At 73.3% G+C, this 14,899-nt stretch carries 11 protein-coding genes and 1 pseudogene; 5 read left to right on the plus strand and 7 right to left on the minus strand.

The window, feature by feature from the left end; all coding sequences use genetic code 11:
• Window positions 1-20: 20 nt before the first annotated feature.
• Entirely contained in the window at window positions 21-236 is a 216-nt protein-coding gene (locus tag AC6JBM_RS06355; protein ID WP_433076258.1) for a DUF5999 family protein, read from the minus strand.
• Between the two features lie 664 nt (window positions 237-900).
• Between AC6JBM_RS06355 and AC6JBM_RS06360 the strand changes: the two are divergent.
• Window positions 901-1,896: pseudogene (locus AC6JBM_RS06360) on the plus strand (chorismate-binding protein); the annotation flags it as partial.
• 170 nt (window positions 1,897-2,066) lie between these two features.
• Here the strand turns inward: AC6JBM_RS06360 and AC6JBM_RS06365 are convergent.
• Both AC6JBM_RS06365 and AC6JBM_RS06370 read right to left on the minus strand, forming a co-directional pair.
• The gene (locus AC6JBM_RS06365; RefSeq protein WP_497982665.1) at window positions 2,067-2,825 is read right to left on the minus strand and encodes a PH domain-containing protein; all 759 of its coding nucleotides are present in this window, start codon (window positions 2,823-2,825) and stop codon (window positions 2,067-2,069) included.
• Between the two features lie 61 nt (window positions 2,826-2,886).
• On the minus strand, window positions 2,887-3,552 hold the full coding sequence (locus tag AC6JBM_RS06370) for a hypothetical protein (RefSeq protein WP_497982666.1): 666 nt from the start codon (window positions 3,550-3,552) through the stop codon (window positions 2,887-2,889).
• A 209-nt stretch (window positions 3,553-3,761) separates the two neighbouring features.
• Between AC6JBM_RS06370 and AC6JBM_RS06375 the strand changes: the two genes are divergently transcribed.
• Window positions 3,762-5,012, plus strand: coding sequence for an MFS transporter (locus AC6JBM_RS06375; RefSeq protein WP_497982667.1), 1,251 nt, complete (start codon window positions 3,762-3,764; stop codon window positions 5,010-5,012).
• On the opposite strand, the gene AC6JBM_RS06380 is transcribed toward AC6JBM_RS06375, so the two are convergent.
• A complete protein-coding gene (locus tag AC6JBM_RS06380; RefSeq protein WP_497982668.1) occupies window positions 5,009-7,036 on the minus strand; it encodes a prolyl oligopeptidase family serine peptidase in 2,028 nt (675 codons plus the stop codon). The two genes, AC6JBM_RS06375 and AC6JBM_RS06380, sit on opposite strands and share 4 nt — an antisense overlap.
• Before the next feature lie 4 nt (window positions 7,037-7,040).
• On the minus strand, window positions 7,041-9,308 hold the full coding sequence (locus AC6JBM_RS06385; RefSeq protein ID WP_497982669.1) for a putative bifunctional diguanylate cyclase/phosphodiesterase: 2,268 nt from the start codon (window positions 9,306-9,308) through the stop codon (window positions 7,041-7,043).
• 96 nt (window positions 9,309-9,404) lie between these two features.
• Between AC6JBM_RS06385 and AC6JBM_RS06390 the strand changes: the two genes are divergently transcribed.
• Window positions 9,405-9,995 carry a TetR/AcrR family transcriptional regulator gene (locus AC6JBM_RS06390; RefSeq protein WP_497982670.1) on the plus strand — a complete coding sequence of 197 codons (591 nt, stop codon included), beginning with the start codon at window positions 9,405-9,407 and terminating at the stop codon, window positions 9,993-9,995.
• Window positions 9,996-10,031: 36 nt separating this feature from the next.
• Here the strand turns inward: AC6JBM_RS06390 and AC6JBM_RS06395 are convergent, their stop codons facing one another.
• On the minus strand, window positions 10,032-10,964 hold the full coding sequence (locus AC6JBM_RS06395) for an ArsR/SmtB family transcription factor (RefSeq protein ID WP_497982671.1): 933 nt from the start codon (window positions 10,962-10,964) through the stop codon (window positions 10,032-10,034).
• A gap of 64 nt (window positions 10,965-11,028) precedes the next feature.
• On the opposite strand from AC6JBM_RS06395, the gene AC6JBM_RS06400 reads away from it, so the two are divergent.
• Together AC6JBM_RS06400 and AC6JBM_RS06405 are read left to right on the plus strand one after the other, a co-directional pair.
• Window positions 11,029-12,009: an aldo/keto reductase gene (locus AC6JBM_RS06400; RefSeq protein ID WP_497982672.1), complete on the plus strand. Its 981-nt coding sequence runs from the start codon at window positions 11,029-11,031 to the stop codon at window positions 12,007-12,009.
• A gap of 158 nt (window positions 12,010-12,167) precedes the next feature.
• The gene (locus tag AC6JBM_RS06405) at window positions 12,168-14,072 is read left to right on the plus strand and encodes a S8 family serine peptidase (RefSeq protein ID WP_497982673.1); all 1,905 of its coding nucleotides are present in this window, start codon (window positions 12,168-12,170) and stop codon (window positions 14,070-14,072) included.
• On the opposite strand, the gene AC6JBM_RS06410 is transcribed toward AC6JBM_RS06405, so the two are convergent.
• Entirely contained in the window at window positions 14,069-14,887 is an 819-nt protein-coding gene (locus AC6JBM_RS06410) for a serine hydrolase domain-containing protein (protein ID WP_497982674.1), read from the minus strand. The genes AC6JBM_RS06405 and AC6JBM_RS06410 overlap by 4 nt on opposite strands.
• Between the last annotated feature and the right edge of the window lie 12 nt (window positions 14,888-14,899).

Raw genomic sequence — 14,899 nt, forward strand, 5'->3', positions numbered from 1 at the left:
TTCCCCGTAGCTACGGAGTGTTACCGCGGTGCGGCGCCCACCAGCGTGTGCGGCGCCCACCCGCGGTGAGGCTCGATCACGGAGCAATCGGGCAGAAGCTCGCCGGTGTCCTCGAAGACGATCACGCCGTTGCAGAGCAGGCTCCACCCCTGCTCGGGGTGGCTCGCGGAAACGCGGGCGGCTTCGCGGTCGGTGTCTTCGGCGGTGGGACAGGGGGGCTGGTGCTGGCAGAGCATCGGGGGTCTCCGATTTGAGAGATTCAATTGAGGTCTGTGGGGTTCTTCACATGACCAGTGATGCACGCTACTACGGCCAACGACACTATTCCGAACATGTGACGGCACAACTTAGGGATAATCCACCCTTCGTATGAGCACACTAGGACCGGTTGTCGGGTACGGGCCCGGGACTGTGGATCTTCACCCGCCCGGGTTACCCGGCGCGTGTAGAGCCCGCATCTGGGAGCGCTCCCGCTTCGAATGGTATTCCCGGGACGGCGGAGACCCTCTTCAATTACTGATCGAGTTCGCCGCGTCGCAGGGCGTGCATCTCGCGGACATCTCGGCGTCACCCACCGTCACTGACGCGTTCACCTGTGGGATTTCGGTCCTCCTGGCGCCACCCTCCGTGACTCCGTCGCCGGCACCCTCCGTGCCGGATCTGGTGGCGGTGGCGTACTCGCACGGCCCGCGCCGGTCACCCGCGCCCGGGACAACTGTCGCCTATTCGTCACCCGGAACCGTGAACGTTGCACCGGCACCGGTTGCGGATTCTCCGGATTCGGGGCGATTTGCCTCTTCACTCACATGGCGCGAATCGGCCTCGCCCCGTGCTGCCGATTCCCCGAGCATTTCGGAAATATCCGATTTTTCGGCTGGTTCACCGGGGGGTGTGTCCGCTGTCGGCCCGTGGACGCCGAGCTGGACCGAGGCCGAGCACGCGGCGGCGGTCGACGGCGTGCGGGCGGCGATCGCGCGCGGCGACGTGTACGTCGTCAACCTCGTCGGGCACGCCAGCGCCCCGTTCGGCTCCGTCTCCGGCTCCGGCCCCGGCTCCGTCTCTAGCTCCGGCCCCGGCTCCGGCTCGGGCTCTGGCCTTGGCTCGGGCTCTGGCCTTGGCTCGGGCTCTGGCCTCGGCTCGGGCTCCGGCCTCGGCTCGGGCTCCGGCCCCGCCTCCGGCTCGGGCCTCGGCCTCGGCCCCGGGCCCGCACTCGCGCGCGTCGCGGCCCTCCCGGGCGCCCGCTACGGCGGCGTGCTGCGCGGCGAGCGCTGGTGGGTCGCCTCGGCGTCGCCGGAGACCCTGGTGGCGGTGGCCGGCGGCCGGGCCGTCACCCGCCCGATCAAGGGCACCCGCCCGGCGACGGCGCAGGGCCGCGCCGAGCTGCTGGCCTCGGCGAAGGAGCGCGCCGAGCACGTGATGATCGTCGACCTCGAGCGCAACGACCTGGGCCGGGTGGCCGAGGTCGGCTCGGTGCGCGTCGACGAGCTGTTCGCGCTGCGCCGGTGGTCCGGGCTGTGGCAGGCCGAGTCGACGGTCAGCGCGCGGCTCGCGCCGGGCGTGGGCCTGGCCGAGCTGCTCGCCGCGGTCTGGCCGGGCGGCTCGGTGACGGGCGCGCCGAAGCTCGCCGCGATCGACGTGGCCACGCGCCTCGAGCCCGTCGGCCGCGGCCCGAGCATGGGCGCCTGCGGGTGGATCGGGCACGGGGCGCCGGGCCCCGGGGCGCCGCACGGCCGCGTCGAAATCGACCTCGGCCTCACGATTCGCACGGTGGCGGTCGCGGACGGCCGGGCGCACCTGTGGGCCGGCGGCGGGATCGTCTGGGACAGCGACCCGGCGGCCGAGGTGGCCGAGGCCGCGGCGAAGACGGCCCCGATCAAGCGGGCGCTGCGTGGTTAGTGAGCCGCGGCCTCGCGAATGCGCACGGGTCGGTCGGCCGGGCTCATCTTTCTAAACCTAATCTTACCCTCCGCCACCTAACCGATCATGGTGGTCACTCCGGAGCGTCGAACCGGTCGACACGTTCAGTGTAGTTGCGGTGCGGGCCAACGCGGACAGCCGTGCCCTTCTCAGGCGGCCGGCTGCGGCACCCGCTGCCCGAAGCCGGACCGGAGCCGCTCCAGTTCGCCCTCGGTGCCGATGTCGGCGCGGTGCTCCGGCCGTTCGGCGTAGTGCCGCACGACCGAGGCGAGGAAGGCCCCGTTCACCGACAGCAAGAACAGCGCGACGCGGCACGAGTGCGGGTCGCCGCCCGGGCCGCGGAAGTGCAGCCGCATCATCCACTGCCGCCCCGGTTGCGGGCCACCCGGGAGCAGGTCGTCCCAGGCGATCTCCTGAACCCGGAAGACGTTGCGCACGGCGATCCCGGCCGGGGTGAGGCGCAGCCCCGGGCGCGGCAGCCACAGCACCGCGAGCGCGACCAGGACCTCGAGCGCGAGCAGCGCGAACAGCGCCCGCAGCGCCGGGTCGGTGGGCGGCCCGATCCGGTCCGTGCCCGGCACCTTCTCGGCCGGCAACGCGTTGCCGGCCTGCAGGATCAGCATGATGACCAGGAAACCGGGCAGCGGCGAGCCGGCCACGGTGAAGGCCGGCCCGTCGCCGGTGCGCTGGAACGTCGCCGGTGCCCGCAGGTGCCGCCGGGTCAGCCACAGGTAGACCAGGAGCGGGCCGAGCCCGGCGATCGCGAGGGTCGCGAAGCTCAGCCCGATGCCGGCGGAGGCGGGCTCGATCCGCCAGAACATCGCCTGCAGCACGTACCGGTGCACCGCGAGCGCGGCCAGGCCCGCCACGCCCAAGACGGTGGCGGTGACCCTCCAGGTGAGTGGCATGGGCGCAGTGTAGGCGAGCGCGGTCACCCGGCGGACCATGTCGTCGGGCGAGGCTCCGCGCTCAGTGGTGGTCGCGGCGCAGGGAGATCTGGAAGGCTCGCGAGTCCGGGGCCGGGTCCTCGTCGAAGGACGCGAACAGGGTGCACGACAGCGGGGCGTCCGGCGTGGTGATGCGGTGCGCGGTCACGTGCGGGGAGTCCCAGTGCACCCGGGGCAGGTTCTCGCTCGGGCCGAAGCGCGCGTCCAGGTCGGCCCGGGTCAGCGACGGCTCGGCGAAGCGGACCTCCACCGAGGCCAGGCCCGCCCGGTCGTTCATGAACAGCTGCAGCCACGTGGTTCCGGGCGGGCTGGGCTGCACGAACAGGCGGCCCAGGTCGTCCTGGGTCGGGGCGGGCAGGCCCAGCAGCGCGGCCACCTCGGCGGGGTGCTCCGTCGTCACGCCGCACACGCGGCGGGCCCAGGTGCCCAGCAGGTCCGCCGTCACGGGGCGGGCCACCAGGTCCAGCAGGTGGCTCGGGGTCGGGGGCCGCCGCCACGACCGCGGCCAGTCGTCGAGGTCGGCCAGCTCCGCGCCGTCGACGATGAGGGTGTAGAGCGGCTCCGCCGGGAAGTCGTTGACGCGCACGGTCAGGGCCCGGCCGTCGACCTCGGCCTGGTAGGGGAACTCGCCGTCGCCCGAGTGCTCCCACGCGATCGGGCGCTCGGTCAGGGCGGTCGGGTCGGTCATGACGAAGTTCCCCTGATGCGTGTCAACCGGGCGAGAAACGGCGAAGCGGTGTGTGCCAACCGGACGAGAACGGCAGAGCGGTGCGTGTCAACCGGACGAGAAACGGCAAAGCAGACCCCGACAGCGTAGGCGGTGTCTGCAAACGCACAGTTGAGGGCCGTCACACTCACCCCGCATCCCGCCCACGGGCCGATAGCGTGGGTCGCGCTATGCGCCGTTACATCATGTGGTCCGTCGGGCTCCTCGCGTACATCGTCGCCGTCTTCCACCGCTCCTCCCTCGGCGTCGCCGGGGTCGAGGCCGCGGACCGTCTCGGCGTCGGCACGGCGCTGCTGTCCACCCTCTCCGTGGCGCAGCTGGCCGTGTACGCGGCGATGCAGATCCCGGTCGGCGTGCTGCTGGACCGGTTCGGCTCCCGCCGGCTGCTCGCCGCCGGTGGCGCGCTCATGCTCGCCGGGCAGCTCGTGTTCGCCTTCGCCGGCGACGTGGGCACGGCCATCGCCGCCCGGGTGCTCATCGGGGTCGGCGACGCGATGACGTTCATCAGCGTGCTGCGGATCGTGGCGATGTGGTTCCCGCCCCGCCGCAACCCGCTCATGGTGCAGGTCACGGGCATGCTGGGGCAGCTGGGCGCGCTGTCGTCCGCGGTACCGCTGGTGCTGCTGCTGCGCCACCAGGGCTGGACGGCGACGTTCCTCGGTGCGGCCGGGCTGGGCGCCGCGGCGGTCGTGCTGGTCCTGGTCGCACTGCGCGACCAGCCCGAGACCGCCGAGGCCGGCGAAGGCCCGCCGCGCAAGCTCGGCCTGAAGCACTCCTGGAGCCACCCGGGCACGCGGCTGGGGCTGTGGACGCACTTCGTCACGCAGTTCTCCGGCTCGGTGTTCGCGCTGCTGTGGGGGTATCCGTTCCTGACCCAGGGCGAGGGCCTCGCCCCGGACACCGCCGCGCTGCTGCTGTCGCTGCTCACCATCGGCGGGCTCGTGATGGGCCCGGCGATCGGGCATTTCTGCGGGCGGCTGCCGTACCACCGCTCGACCCTCGTCCTCGGCATCGTCGGCGCGTCCGCCCTGGCCTGGACCGTGGTGCTGCTGTGGCCGGGGCGCGCCCCGCTGTGGCTGCTGACCGTGCTCGTGCTGGTGCTGACGGTCAACGGTCCCGGCTCGATGATCGGCTTCGACTACGCGCGCTCGTTCAACCCCGCGGACCGCATCGGCGGCGCGACCGGCATCGTGAACGTCGGCGGCTTCGCGGCCTCCATCGTGCTCATCGTCGCCGTCGGCGTGATCCTGGACGTGCGGACCCCGCCGGGCGCCGAGCACCCGACGCTGGCCGCGTTCCGGTGGGCGTTCGCGGTGCAGTACGTGCTGTGGATCGCCGGCGCCGTGCAGGTCTACCGCTACCGCCGCACCACCCGCCGGAGGGTCGCGGCGGACGACCTGGCGGCGCTCGCCCCCGCTTAGGCCGCGAGCGTCCGCCACAGGAACTCGAACGCGAGGGCCCACTTGAAGGCGAGCTGCGCGTTGTCGGCCGCCCCGCCGTGGCCGCCCTCGATGTTCTCGTAGTACGTCACGTTCTTGCCGTGCTCGCGCAGCCGCGCCACCATCTTGCGCGCGTGCCCGGGGTGCACCCGGTCGTCGCGGGTCGACGTGGTGATGAGCGTCGGCGGGTACGGCACGGCGTCGCGCACGTTCTGGTACGGCGAGAACAGCGACAGGTAGGCCCAGTCCTCGGGGTTGTCGGGGTCGCCGTACTCGGCCATCCACGACGCCCCGGCGAGCAGCAGGTGGTAGCGGCGCATGTCCAGCAGCGGCACCGCGCACACGATCGCGCCGAACAGCTCCGGGTAGCGGGTCAGCATCACGCCCATGAGCAGCCCGCCGTTGGAGCCGCCCTCGGCGCCGAGCTGATCGCGGGTGGTGATGCCGCGCTCGACGAGGTCGCCGGCGACGGCCGCGAAGTCCTCGTAGGCGCGCGGGCGCCGCTCGCGCAGGGCGGCCCGGTGCCAGGCGGGCCCGTACTCCCCGCCGCCGCGGATGTTCGCCACGACGTAGGTGCCGCCGCGGGCGAGCCAGCCGCGGCCGATGATCGAGTTGTAGGACGGGACGCGGGACACCTCGAAGCCGCCGTAGCCGGACAGCAGGGTCGGGCCGGGTCCGGCGCCGGGGCGGCCGACCACGAAGTAGGGCACCTGGGTGCCGTCCGCCGACGTGGCGAAGAACTGCCGGGTCTCGATCCCGTCCGCCTCGAAGTACGCCGGGCCCTGCTTGAGGATCGCGGGCCCCTCGGCCGACCCGAGCACGCCGTGGCGCAGCGTCGGGGGCAGGGTGAAGCCGCTGGACAGCAGCAGGTACTGCTCGTCGGCGTCCTGGTTCGTGGTCCACACGTCGGTCTGGCCGAGCTCCGTGCCGAGCACCGTGCGCCGCCACTCGCCGTCCGCGAAGGACAGCAGCTCGAGCCGGCTGCGCACGTCGGCCAGCAGCACCAGGATCAGGCCCGTGCGGGTCCACTCCGCGTAGCTCAGCGAGGTGTGCGGGTCCGGCGTGAAGAGCGGGGTGAGCGTGCGGTCGCCGGACAGGTACGACTCCAGCCGCGTGATGAGCAGGGTGCCCGCCGGATGCGTCACGCCCGCCACCGGCCAGTCGGTGCGGACCCGCACCAGCAGCCACTCGCGGTGGATGTCGACGCCGGCGTCCTCGGGGACGTCGAGCTCGGTGAGCTCGCCGTCGATCAGCAGGTACCGCCGGGCGTTGAAGAAGTCCGTCGCCTGCCGGACGATCGCGCGGCGGCCGTCGACCGACGGGTCCGAGGTGGCGCGGACGGACACGTCGTCGGGGGAGCCCTCGAACACCACCGGCGCGTCGGCGACGGCGGTGCCGCGCCGCCAGGCCCGCACCTGGCGGGGGTAGCCCGAGGACGTCATCGATCCGGGGCCGGTGTCGGTGCCGACGAAGACCGAGTCGGCGTCGATCCAGCTCACGCTGCTCTTGGCCTCGGGCAGCTCGAAGCCGTCCTTGACGAACTCGAGCGTGTCGAGGTCGAACTCGCGCACCACGGAGGCGTCGGCGCCGCCGCGCGACAGCGCCACGAGGCAGCGGTGCTCCCCGGCGAGCGGGCCCGTGCGCAGGTAGGTGGCGCCCTGCCAGACCCAGTTCTCGCCCTCGGTCTCGGCGAGCGCGTCGAGGTCCAGGACGGTCTGCCAGTCCGGGGTGCCGCCGCGGTACGACTCGAGCGTCGTGCGCCGCCAGAGGCCCCGCGGGTGCCCGGCGTCCTTCCACAGGTTGTACACGCGCTCGCCGTGCCAGGCGATCATCGGGATGCGGTCGTCGGCGTCGAGCACCGCCTGGATGCCGTCGCGCAGGGCGGCGAAGCGCTCCCCGCCGGTCAGCGCGGCGACGGTCTCGGCGTTGCGCTCACGGACCCACGCGAGCGCGTCCGTGCCCTCGACGTCCTCGAGCCACAGGTTCAGGTCATCCTCGTCCGGCATCCGATCAGTCTGACCGAACGGCCACGGGTTCGGCGACCCGTTCACGCGCGCGGAGGGTCGCGGCGAACGTGTGCGCCGGCACCGCCTTGCCCCACAGCCAGCCCTGTGCGAGGGGCACCTTGAGCGCCGCGAGCACGTTGCGCTGGGCGGCGGTCTCGACCCCCTCGGCGACCACGGCGAGGTTGAGCGCGCCGCTCATGGCGACCACGGCCCGCACGATCTCCTCGTCCTGCGTGCTGGCGCCGAGCCCGCCGACGAACGAGCGGTCGATCTTGACGCCGGTGACCGGGTGGCGGCGCAGGTAGCCCAGCGCGGAGAAGCCGGTGCCGAAGTCGTCGACGCTGATGCGCACCCCCAGCTCGCGCAGGCGCAGCAGGAGCCGCTCGGTGAGCTCGCCGCCCTCGACCATGACCGATTCGGTGATCTCCAGCACCAGGTTGCGGGCCGGCACCCGGGCCTGGGCGAGGATCGCCGCGACCCGCTCGGCGAACGCGGCGTCGCCGAGCTGGCGCGGCGAGACGTTCACCGACATCCAGAAGTCCTCGCCGACCACGCCCTTGTCGCGCCAGCGGGCCAGCTGCTGCACGGCCTCGCGCAGCACCCAGGCGCCGAGCGCGGAGATGAGGTTCGCGTCCTCGGCGACGGCGATGAACATGTTCGGGCCGAGCCAGCCGCGCACCGGGTGCTCCCAGCGCACGAGCGCCTCGGCGCCGACGGTGCGGGTGCCGAGGCCGTCGGTGAGGTCGACGATCGGCTGGTAGGCGATCGCCAGCTGCTCCTGGGCGACGGCCGCGCGCAGGGCGACCTCGATCTCGACGCGCTCGCGCACGGCGTCGCGCATCGAGGCGTCGAACACCGTCCAGCGGTTGCGGCCCTGCTCCTTGGCCTGGTACATCGCGGTGTCGGCGTCGCGCATGAGCGCCTCGGCGGTGTCGTGGCGGTCGGCGCGCACGATGCCCATCGACGCCCCGACGACGACCTCGGCGGTGGGGGCCTCGCCGCCGCCGACCAGCAGGGGCCGCTCGACGCACTCCATGATGCGCCGGGCGGCGGCCATCGCCTCGGGCTCGGTGCGGCGCATGACGACCACGAACTCGTCGCCGCCGACCCGCGCGACGGTCGCCTCGGCGGGCAGCGCGTGGCGCAGCCGGGCGCCGACCTCGACGATGAGCCGGTCGCCGGCCGGATGGCCCCAGGAGTCGTTGACGAGCTTGAACCCGTCGAGGTCGAGGGAGAACATCCACACCTCGCCGCCGCCGCCCTCGGCGAGGCGCCGGTCGACCATGAGCTGCAGCAGGCGCCGGTTCGGCAGGCCGGTGAGCGGGTCGTGGGTGGCCTGGTGCTCGAAGCGGCGCTGGGCCGCGGCGTGGCTCTGCACCGCGCCGGACGCGCGCGCGAGCAGCAGCGCCACGATGGCCGCGCCGCCGACGCCGAGGATCCAGCGCGAGACGGGCGCCGGATGTGGCAGCAGTACCGTCAGCGCGAACGGGGCCGCGACCGCGGGACCGATGATGAGCATCCGGGCCGGCGACCACGCCTGGATCGGCAGCGGGGTGGCCTTGGCCAGGGCGCCGGCGCTCGGGTGCAGGGCGGCCGCCCCGCCGGCGGTGAAGGCGAGCAGGTAGGGCAGGTCCAGCAGCGGCGACCCGGTCACGTGCCCCTCGCGGCCGATGACGGCGTAGCCGAGGTCCCCGGCGAAGATGAGCAGCAGCATGGCGCCGAGGAGGATGAACGCCGGGCGGCGGACCGCGGTGGTGAACGCCATGTTCACCCCGAGCAGCACGATGACGACGTCCAGCAGCGGGTACAACCCGGCCAGCACGCTCACGAGCACCGGCCGGCCGGGGATGGCGGTCGCGGGGAGGACGAACAGCAGGGCGGAGGTGATCGCGGCGCCGATGCAGACGATGAGCCCGTCGAGCAGCGCGTGCCGGTTGATGCCCCACCGGCTCAGGAACGTGACCATGCCGGCGACGAGGAACGCGAACCCGCACACGGAGAACGCGTCGCCGAGCTGCGCGAGCGGGTAGGGCCGGGTGACGAGCAGCGCCCGGAGCACGACGCCGGCGAGGAAGAACAGCGCGGCCGCGGTGAGCAGGCGCCAGGGCCGCCGGGGGCGCAGGTCGTGCAGGCGGGGCCCGAACGCCCAGGCCAGCGCGGAGAGGGTGCCGATGAGCGGGAAGGCCAGCCCGGGCAGCACGTCGGCCGCCCACAGCGCGGTGGCCGTGAGCCCGATCCCGAGCAGGCCGATCCAGAGCCGGTCCCGCACCATGAGCCCCTGATCGGCCGGGTTCGTCCCGAGCTGAGGGGTTATTTCTTGCGCGCCACGCAAAGTTGCTGATCCGGCACGTTTTGCTAGGCTGGTGGGATGGAACCGGGCCTGCGCGAGCGCAAGAAGCAGGCGACACGGCGGGCACTGGCGCTGGCCGCGCTGCGGCTGAGCGTGGAACGCGGCCTCGACGGCGTGCTCGTCGAGGACATCGCGGCCGAGGTGGGCGTGTCGCCGCGCACCTTCAACAACTACTTCTCCTCGAAGGCCGAGGCGATCTGCGCCCTGGCCGTGGACCGGGCCCAGCGGGCCGGGGCGGCGCTGCGGGCGCGGCCGCCGGGCGAGCCGCTGCGCGCCGCGATCGAGGCGACGATGCAGGCCGAGTTCGCGGGCGGGGCGGTGCCGGAGCACGTGCCCGACCGGGTGTGGTTCGCGGGGCTGCGGATGGTCCTGGCGACGCCGGCGATGCAGGGGGAGTATCTGCGCGTGCGGGCGGCGATGCAGGATGCGCTGTCCTCGGCGATCGCGGAGCGGCTCGGGCTGCCGCCGACGTCGCTGCTGCCCGAGGTCGTCGGCGGGGCGGTGGCGGCCGCGTGCGACGCGGCCACGCACCGCTGGCTGCACGCCGATCCGCCGGTGCCCCTGCAGCCGCTGGTCGAGGAGGCGCTGCGGCACCTCGCGGACTACTGAGCGGGCACCGGATCTCCCCGGAGCCGCCCCGGACGCTCAGCCCAGGGTCGTGAGCCGCTCGCCGAGATCCGTGTGGCGGTAGTTCAGGCGCCGGCCCGACCGGGCCGCCACGATCAGCCCGGCGTCGCGCAGGGCGGTGAGGTGGTGCGACGCCGTCGCCGGGGCCAGGCCCAGCTGCTCGGCCACGTCGCCGGTGCTGGCCGGGCTGGCCAGCAGGGCCAGCACCGCGGCCCTCGTCGCGCCCAGCAGCGCGGCCAGGGGCTCCGGGGGCGCCGGCGGGGCGGCGAACAGGGCGCCCATGGCGCGCGGGGGATACCACAGCGCGCGGCCGGCCGCCGAGTCCATGATCCAGGCCTTCGTGCCGGTGAAGGCGGTCGGCAGCAGGAACAGCGGGTGGCCGTCCAGGGACCACGACGGGTACTCGGTGTCCTTGAGGTAGTCCAGCTGCAACGCGTCCGGGTTCCAGCGGATGCGCGGGTGCAGGTTCTCCAGCAGGCGGTGCGGGCCCGGGAACGCGGCCGTGTTCGTGCGGTGCGCGATCTCGTTGTCGGCCGTCGCCCGCAGGCGGGGCCACAGGTCGGCCAGGGCCAGCCGGAAGTACCGCCGGATCTGCGCGACGAGCGGGGGCAGCAGCGCCGCGGGGTCGCCGGACGGCACGCCGCACCCGTCGAGGTCGGCGGCGACGCGCGCGGGATCGGTCGCGGCGATCGCCTCGAGCTCGGCCTCGAGGGTGGGGCGGGCGGTGCGCGGCACCGGGGTCAGGAAGTCGGGGATGCCGCCGCTCGGCGTGGCCACGACCCGCCAGAAGACGTCGAGATCGTCGGTCCTCGAGCCCAGGCGGCTGCGCCAGCGGCCGTACTGCCACGAACCGTCCCGCGCCGCCAGCGCGCTGGTCACCACCTCCGCCATCGGGGAGTGGGCGAAGCGCAGCCGCAGCAGGTCGTCGGGGACGAGTTCGAGGCGCTTCACGCCTTCCATTCGAGCACGGTCGAACGGCTCGGCCCAGCGTGGCCGCGGTCATAGCGTTCCCGGCATGCACTACACGAACCTGGGGCGCTCGGGCCTGAAGGTGTCGCGGCTGTGCCTCGGCACCATGAACTTCGGCTGGCAGCTCGGCGAGGACGACAGCCACGCGATCCTCGACCGGGCCATGCACAACGGCATCACCTTCGTCGACACGGCGGACATGTACGGGGCGCGCGACTACGAGGGGACCTCCGAGTCCTACATCGGCTCGTGGTTCGCGAAGACGGGGCGGCGCGACGAGGTGGTGCTGGCCACGAAGGTGTACCAGCCGATGGGCGAGGGCCCCAACGACCGCGGGCTCTCGGCGCGGCACATCGTCGCCGCGTGCGAGGCGTCGCTGCGGCGGCTGGGCACGGATCGCATCGACCTCTACCAGATGCACCACGTCGACCGCGGCACGCCGTGGGAGGAGATCTGGCAGGCGATGGACGTGCTCGTCGCGCAGGGGAAGGTGGTGTACGTCGGCAGCTCCAACTTCGCCGGCTGGCACCTGGCGGGCGCGCAGGCCGCGGCGATGCGGCGGCACTCGCTCGGGCTGGTGTCGGAGCAGCTCAAGTACAGCCTGCTGACCCGGGCCGTGGAGCTCGAGGTGGTGCCCGCGGCGCAGGCGCTGGGGATCGGGCTGCTGCCCTGGTCGCCGCTCGCGCAGGGGCTGCTGTCGGGGGCGCTGCGCAAGCACCGGGACGCCGCGGCCGGGCGGACCACGACCCACGCGGCCGCGCGGGTGGCCGAGCACCGGCACGTCCTGGAGGTGTACGAGGCGTTCTGCGAGGACCTCGGCGTGCACCCGGCGACCGTCGCCCTCGCGTGGCTGCTCGCGCGGCCGGGGGTGACCGCGCCGATCGTCGGGCCGCGCACGCCGGAGCAGCTCGACCACGCGCTGGAGGCCCTCGCGACGACGCTCACCGATGACGCTGAGGAGCGGCTGAACGCGATCTTCCCGCCGGTCGGCAACGGGGGACCGGGCCCGGAGGCGTGGGCCTGGTGATCTGTCGGGCGATTCGTTTGCGCAGCTCACTGGCCGTACGACAGCGCTGAGGCAATCCTGTCGGGCGTTCGGCGCGTTCTCGTGGTCAGGCCGTGACTTTCCGTTGCCGGCGGCTCATCGTGGTCTTCCGGAGAGCTCCATGGACGGGGAGATGGTTGATGAGCAAAGCGAGAGCGGGCCGGCGCTGGAGTGCGGTGGCCGCGGTGGCGACGCTGGGGCTGTTCGCCGCGGCCACCCCGGCCGCGGCGGCACTGCCCGGTGACGGCACGGCCGCGAAGAGGGCCGGCGGCGGGTTCCTCGCCGACGAGTGGCCGACGAGCGCGGGCACGACACTGAAGAGCGTCCGGTCGATCGTGCGGGCCGACACCGGCTCGGCGGCGTCGCTGACCGGGCAGGGCGTCGGCATCGCGCTGGTCGACACCGGGATCGCGCCGGTGACCGGGCTGCCGGCCGGGCAGGTCGTGAACGGACCCGACCTGTCGTTCGAGTCGCAGTCGGCGCAGCTGCGCTACCTGGACACGTTCGGCCACGGCACGCACATGGCGGGCATCATGGTCGGCAACGACACGGCCGGCGGCACCGTCGGCCTGGCGCCCAAGGCCAAGGTGACCTCGCTGAAGGTCGGCACCGCGACCGGCGCGGCCGACGTGACGCAGATGATCGCGGCGATCGACTGGGTGGTGCAGAACCGCAACTACGACCCGGCGAACCCGATCCGGGTCATCAACCTGTCGTACGGCACGGCGGGCATGTCCGCGCCGAACGTCGACCCGCTGATGTACGCGGTCGAGCAGGCGTGGCAGGCCGGGATCGTGGTCGTCATCGCGGCCGGCAACGACGGCAGCACGACGACGGCGCTGACGAACCCGGCGATGGACCCGTTCGTGGTGGCGGTCGGCGCGTCGACGACGAAGCAGACGGTCAGCACCAGCGACGACGAGCTGGCGGCGTTCACCAACGGCTCGACCGCGTCGCGCAAGGTGGACCTGCTGGCGCCGGGCGAGTCGATCGTGTCGCTGCGGGACATCAACTCCTACGTCGACCAGACGTGGCCGGGCGCCCGCGTCGGCGACACCGGCTTCAAGGGCTCCGGCACGTCGCAGGCGGCCGCCGTGGTGTCCTCCGCCGCGGCCCTGCTGCTGCAGCAGCGCCCGTCGCTGACCCCGGACCAGGTCAAGGCGCTGCTCGTCAACGGCGCGTCGGCGCTGAGCACGGGCACCGGCAAGGGCTACAAGGAGCTCAACGTGGCCGCGTCGGCCGCGCTCGGCACGCCGAGCGTGACGCAGACGTTCGCGAAGGGCACCGGCACCGGCTCGGTGGAGACGGCCCGCGGCGGCAACCACCTGACCGTCGACAACGTGTCCCTCACGGGCGAGCGGACCATCTTCGGCCCGTTCAACAACGCGGCGTGGGCGAGCCTCGCCGGGCAGAAGCAGACGTGGAACGGCGGCGTCTGGATGGGCTACCGGATGGCCGGCGACACCTGGACCGGCGACGGGGGCACCGGCGGCACCGGGCAGATCGCGGGCCTGGCCGGCAAGTGCATCGACGTGATGAACCGGCTCAGCAACAACGGGACGCCGATCCAGCTGTACGACTGCAACAACACGCCGGCGCAGTACTGGCAGCTGCAGTCCGACGGCACCGTCCGCGCGCTGGGCAAGTGCATGGACGTGACCGCGGCGGCGAACCAGAACGGCACGAAGATCCAGCTCTACGACTGCAACGGCACGCCGGCGCAGCAGTGGAAGGTGACCTCGGCCCGGCAGCTGATCAACGCCGGCTCGGGCCGGTGCCTGGACGTCACCGACTGGAGCTCCGCCAACGGCATCCAGCTGCAGCTGTGGGACTGCCTGGACCAGGACAACCAGCGGTGGGTGCCGCCGTACACGTCGCGGACGTGGTCGGCGGCGACCTGGGGCGGCACGCCGTGGACCGGGACCGGCTCGTGGAGCGATCCGGCGTGGTCCGAGCAGTACTGGACCGGCCACTACTGGTCGGGGCACTACTGGAGCGGTCACTACTGGTCGGCCGACGACTGGTCGACGGCGGGCTGGTACTAGGACGCGGTTCCGGCGCCGTGCTCGCTGAGCACGGCGTCGGACAGCTCCGGCCAGACCTCGGCGGCCCAGGTGTCGAAGTTGCGGTCGGTGAGGCAGGCCAGGGCGAGGCCGGCGTCGGGGTCGACCCACAGGAAGGTGCCGGTCTTGCCGAAGTGCCCGAACGTGCGGGGCGAGTTGTTCGCGCCGGTCCAGTGCGGCGACTTGTGGTCGCGCAGCTCGAAGCCGAGGCCCCAGTCGTTCGGGTCCTGGCGGCCGAAGCCGGGCAGGACGCCGGTGACGCCCGGATACTGCACGGTGACCGCCTCGGGCATGAGCTCCGGCACGAGCGAGGGTTCGAGCAGCTCCTGGCCGAGCAGGGCGAGGTCGGAGACGGGCCCGACGGCGCCGGCGGCGGGGGAGCCCTCGAGGCGGGTGCCGCCCATGCCCAGCGGCCGCAGCACCGACTCGGTCATGAGCTCCGCGAAGGTGCCGCCGGTGCGGGTGAGCACGAAGCCGGCGAGCAGCTCGAAGCCGGTGTTGGAGTAGATGCGCTTGCGGCCCGGGCCGGCGAGGATCTGATCGGTGTCGAAGGCGACGCCGGAGGTGTGGGCGAGCAGGTGGCGGACCGTGGCCCCCTCGGGGCCGGCGGGCTCGTCGAGCAGGACGTCGCCGCGGTCGACCGCCACGAGGACGGTCAGGGCCGTGAGCAGCTTGGTGACCGACGCCCAGGGCAGGGCGGTGTCCGGGCCGTGGCGGTCGCGGACACCCTTGGAGTCCACGACCGCCACGGCGGCGGTCGGTACGGGCCAGCTGGTCACCAGGTCGAGTGCGCTCACCCGTCGAACCTA

The sequence above is a fragment of the Dactylosporangium thailandense genome (assembly GCF_059739745.1).

Bases quoted from the DNA above. Each gene is read 5' to 3' on its own strand.
- AC6JBM_RS06375 (WP_497982667.1), top strand. From the start codon at position 3,762: ATGCGCCGTTACATCATGTGGTCCGTCGGGCTCCTCGCGTACATCGTC.
- AC6JBM_RS06390 (WP_497982670.1), top strand. From the start codon at position 9,405: ATGGAACCGGGCCTGCGCGAGCGCAAGAAGCAGGCGACACGGCGGGCA.
- AC6JBM_RS06355 (WP_433076258.1), bottom strand. From the start codon at position 236: ATGCTCTGCCAGCACCAGCCCCCCTGTCCCACCGCCGAAGACACCGAC.
- AC6JBM_RS06365 (WP_497982665.1), bottom strand. From the start codon at position 2,825: ATGCCACTCACCTGGAGGGTCACCGCCACCGTCTTGGGCGTGGCGGGC.
- AC6JBM_RS06385 (WP_497982669.1), bottom strand. From the start codon at position 9,308: ATGGTGCGGGACCGGCTCTGGATCGGCCTGCTCGGGATCGGGCTCACG.
- AC6JBM_RS06405 (WP_497982673.1), top strand. From the start codon at position 12,168: ATGAGCAAAGCGAGAGCGGGCCGGCGCTGGAGTGCGGTGGCCGCGGTG.
- AC6JBM_RS06380 (WP_497982668.1), bottom strand. From the start codon at position 7,036: ATGCCGGACGAGGATGACCTGAACCTGTGGCTCGAGGACGTCGAGGGC.
- AC6JBM_RS06400 (WP_497982672.1), top strand. From the start codon at position 11,029: ATGCACTACACGAACCTGGGGCGCTCGGGCCTGAAGGTGTCGCGGCTG.
- AC6JBM_RS06370 (WP_497982666.1), bottom strand. From the start codon at position 3,552: ATGACCGACCCGACCGCCCTGACCGAGCGCCCGATCGCGTGGGAGCAC.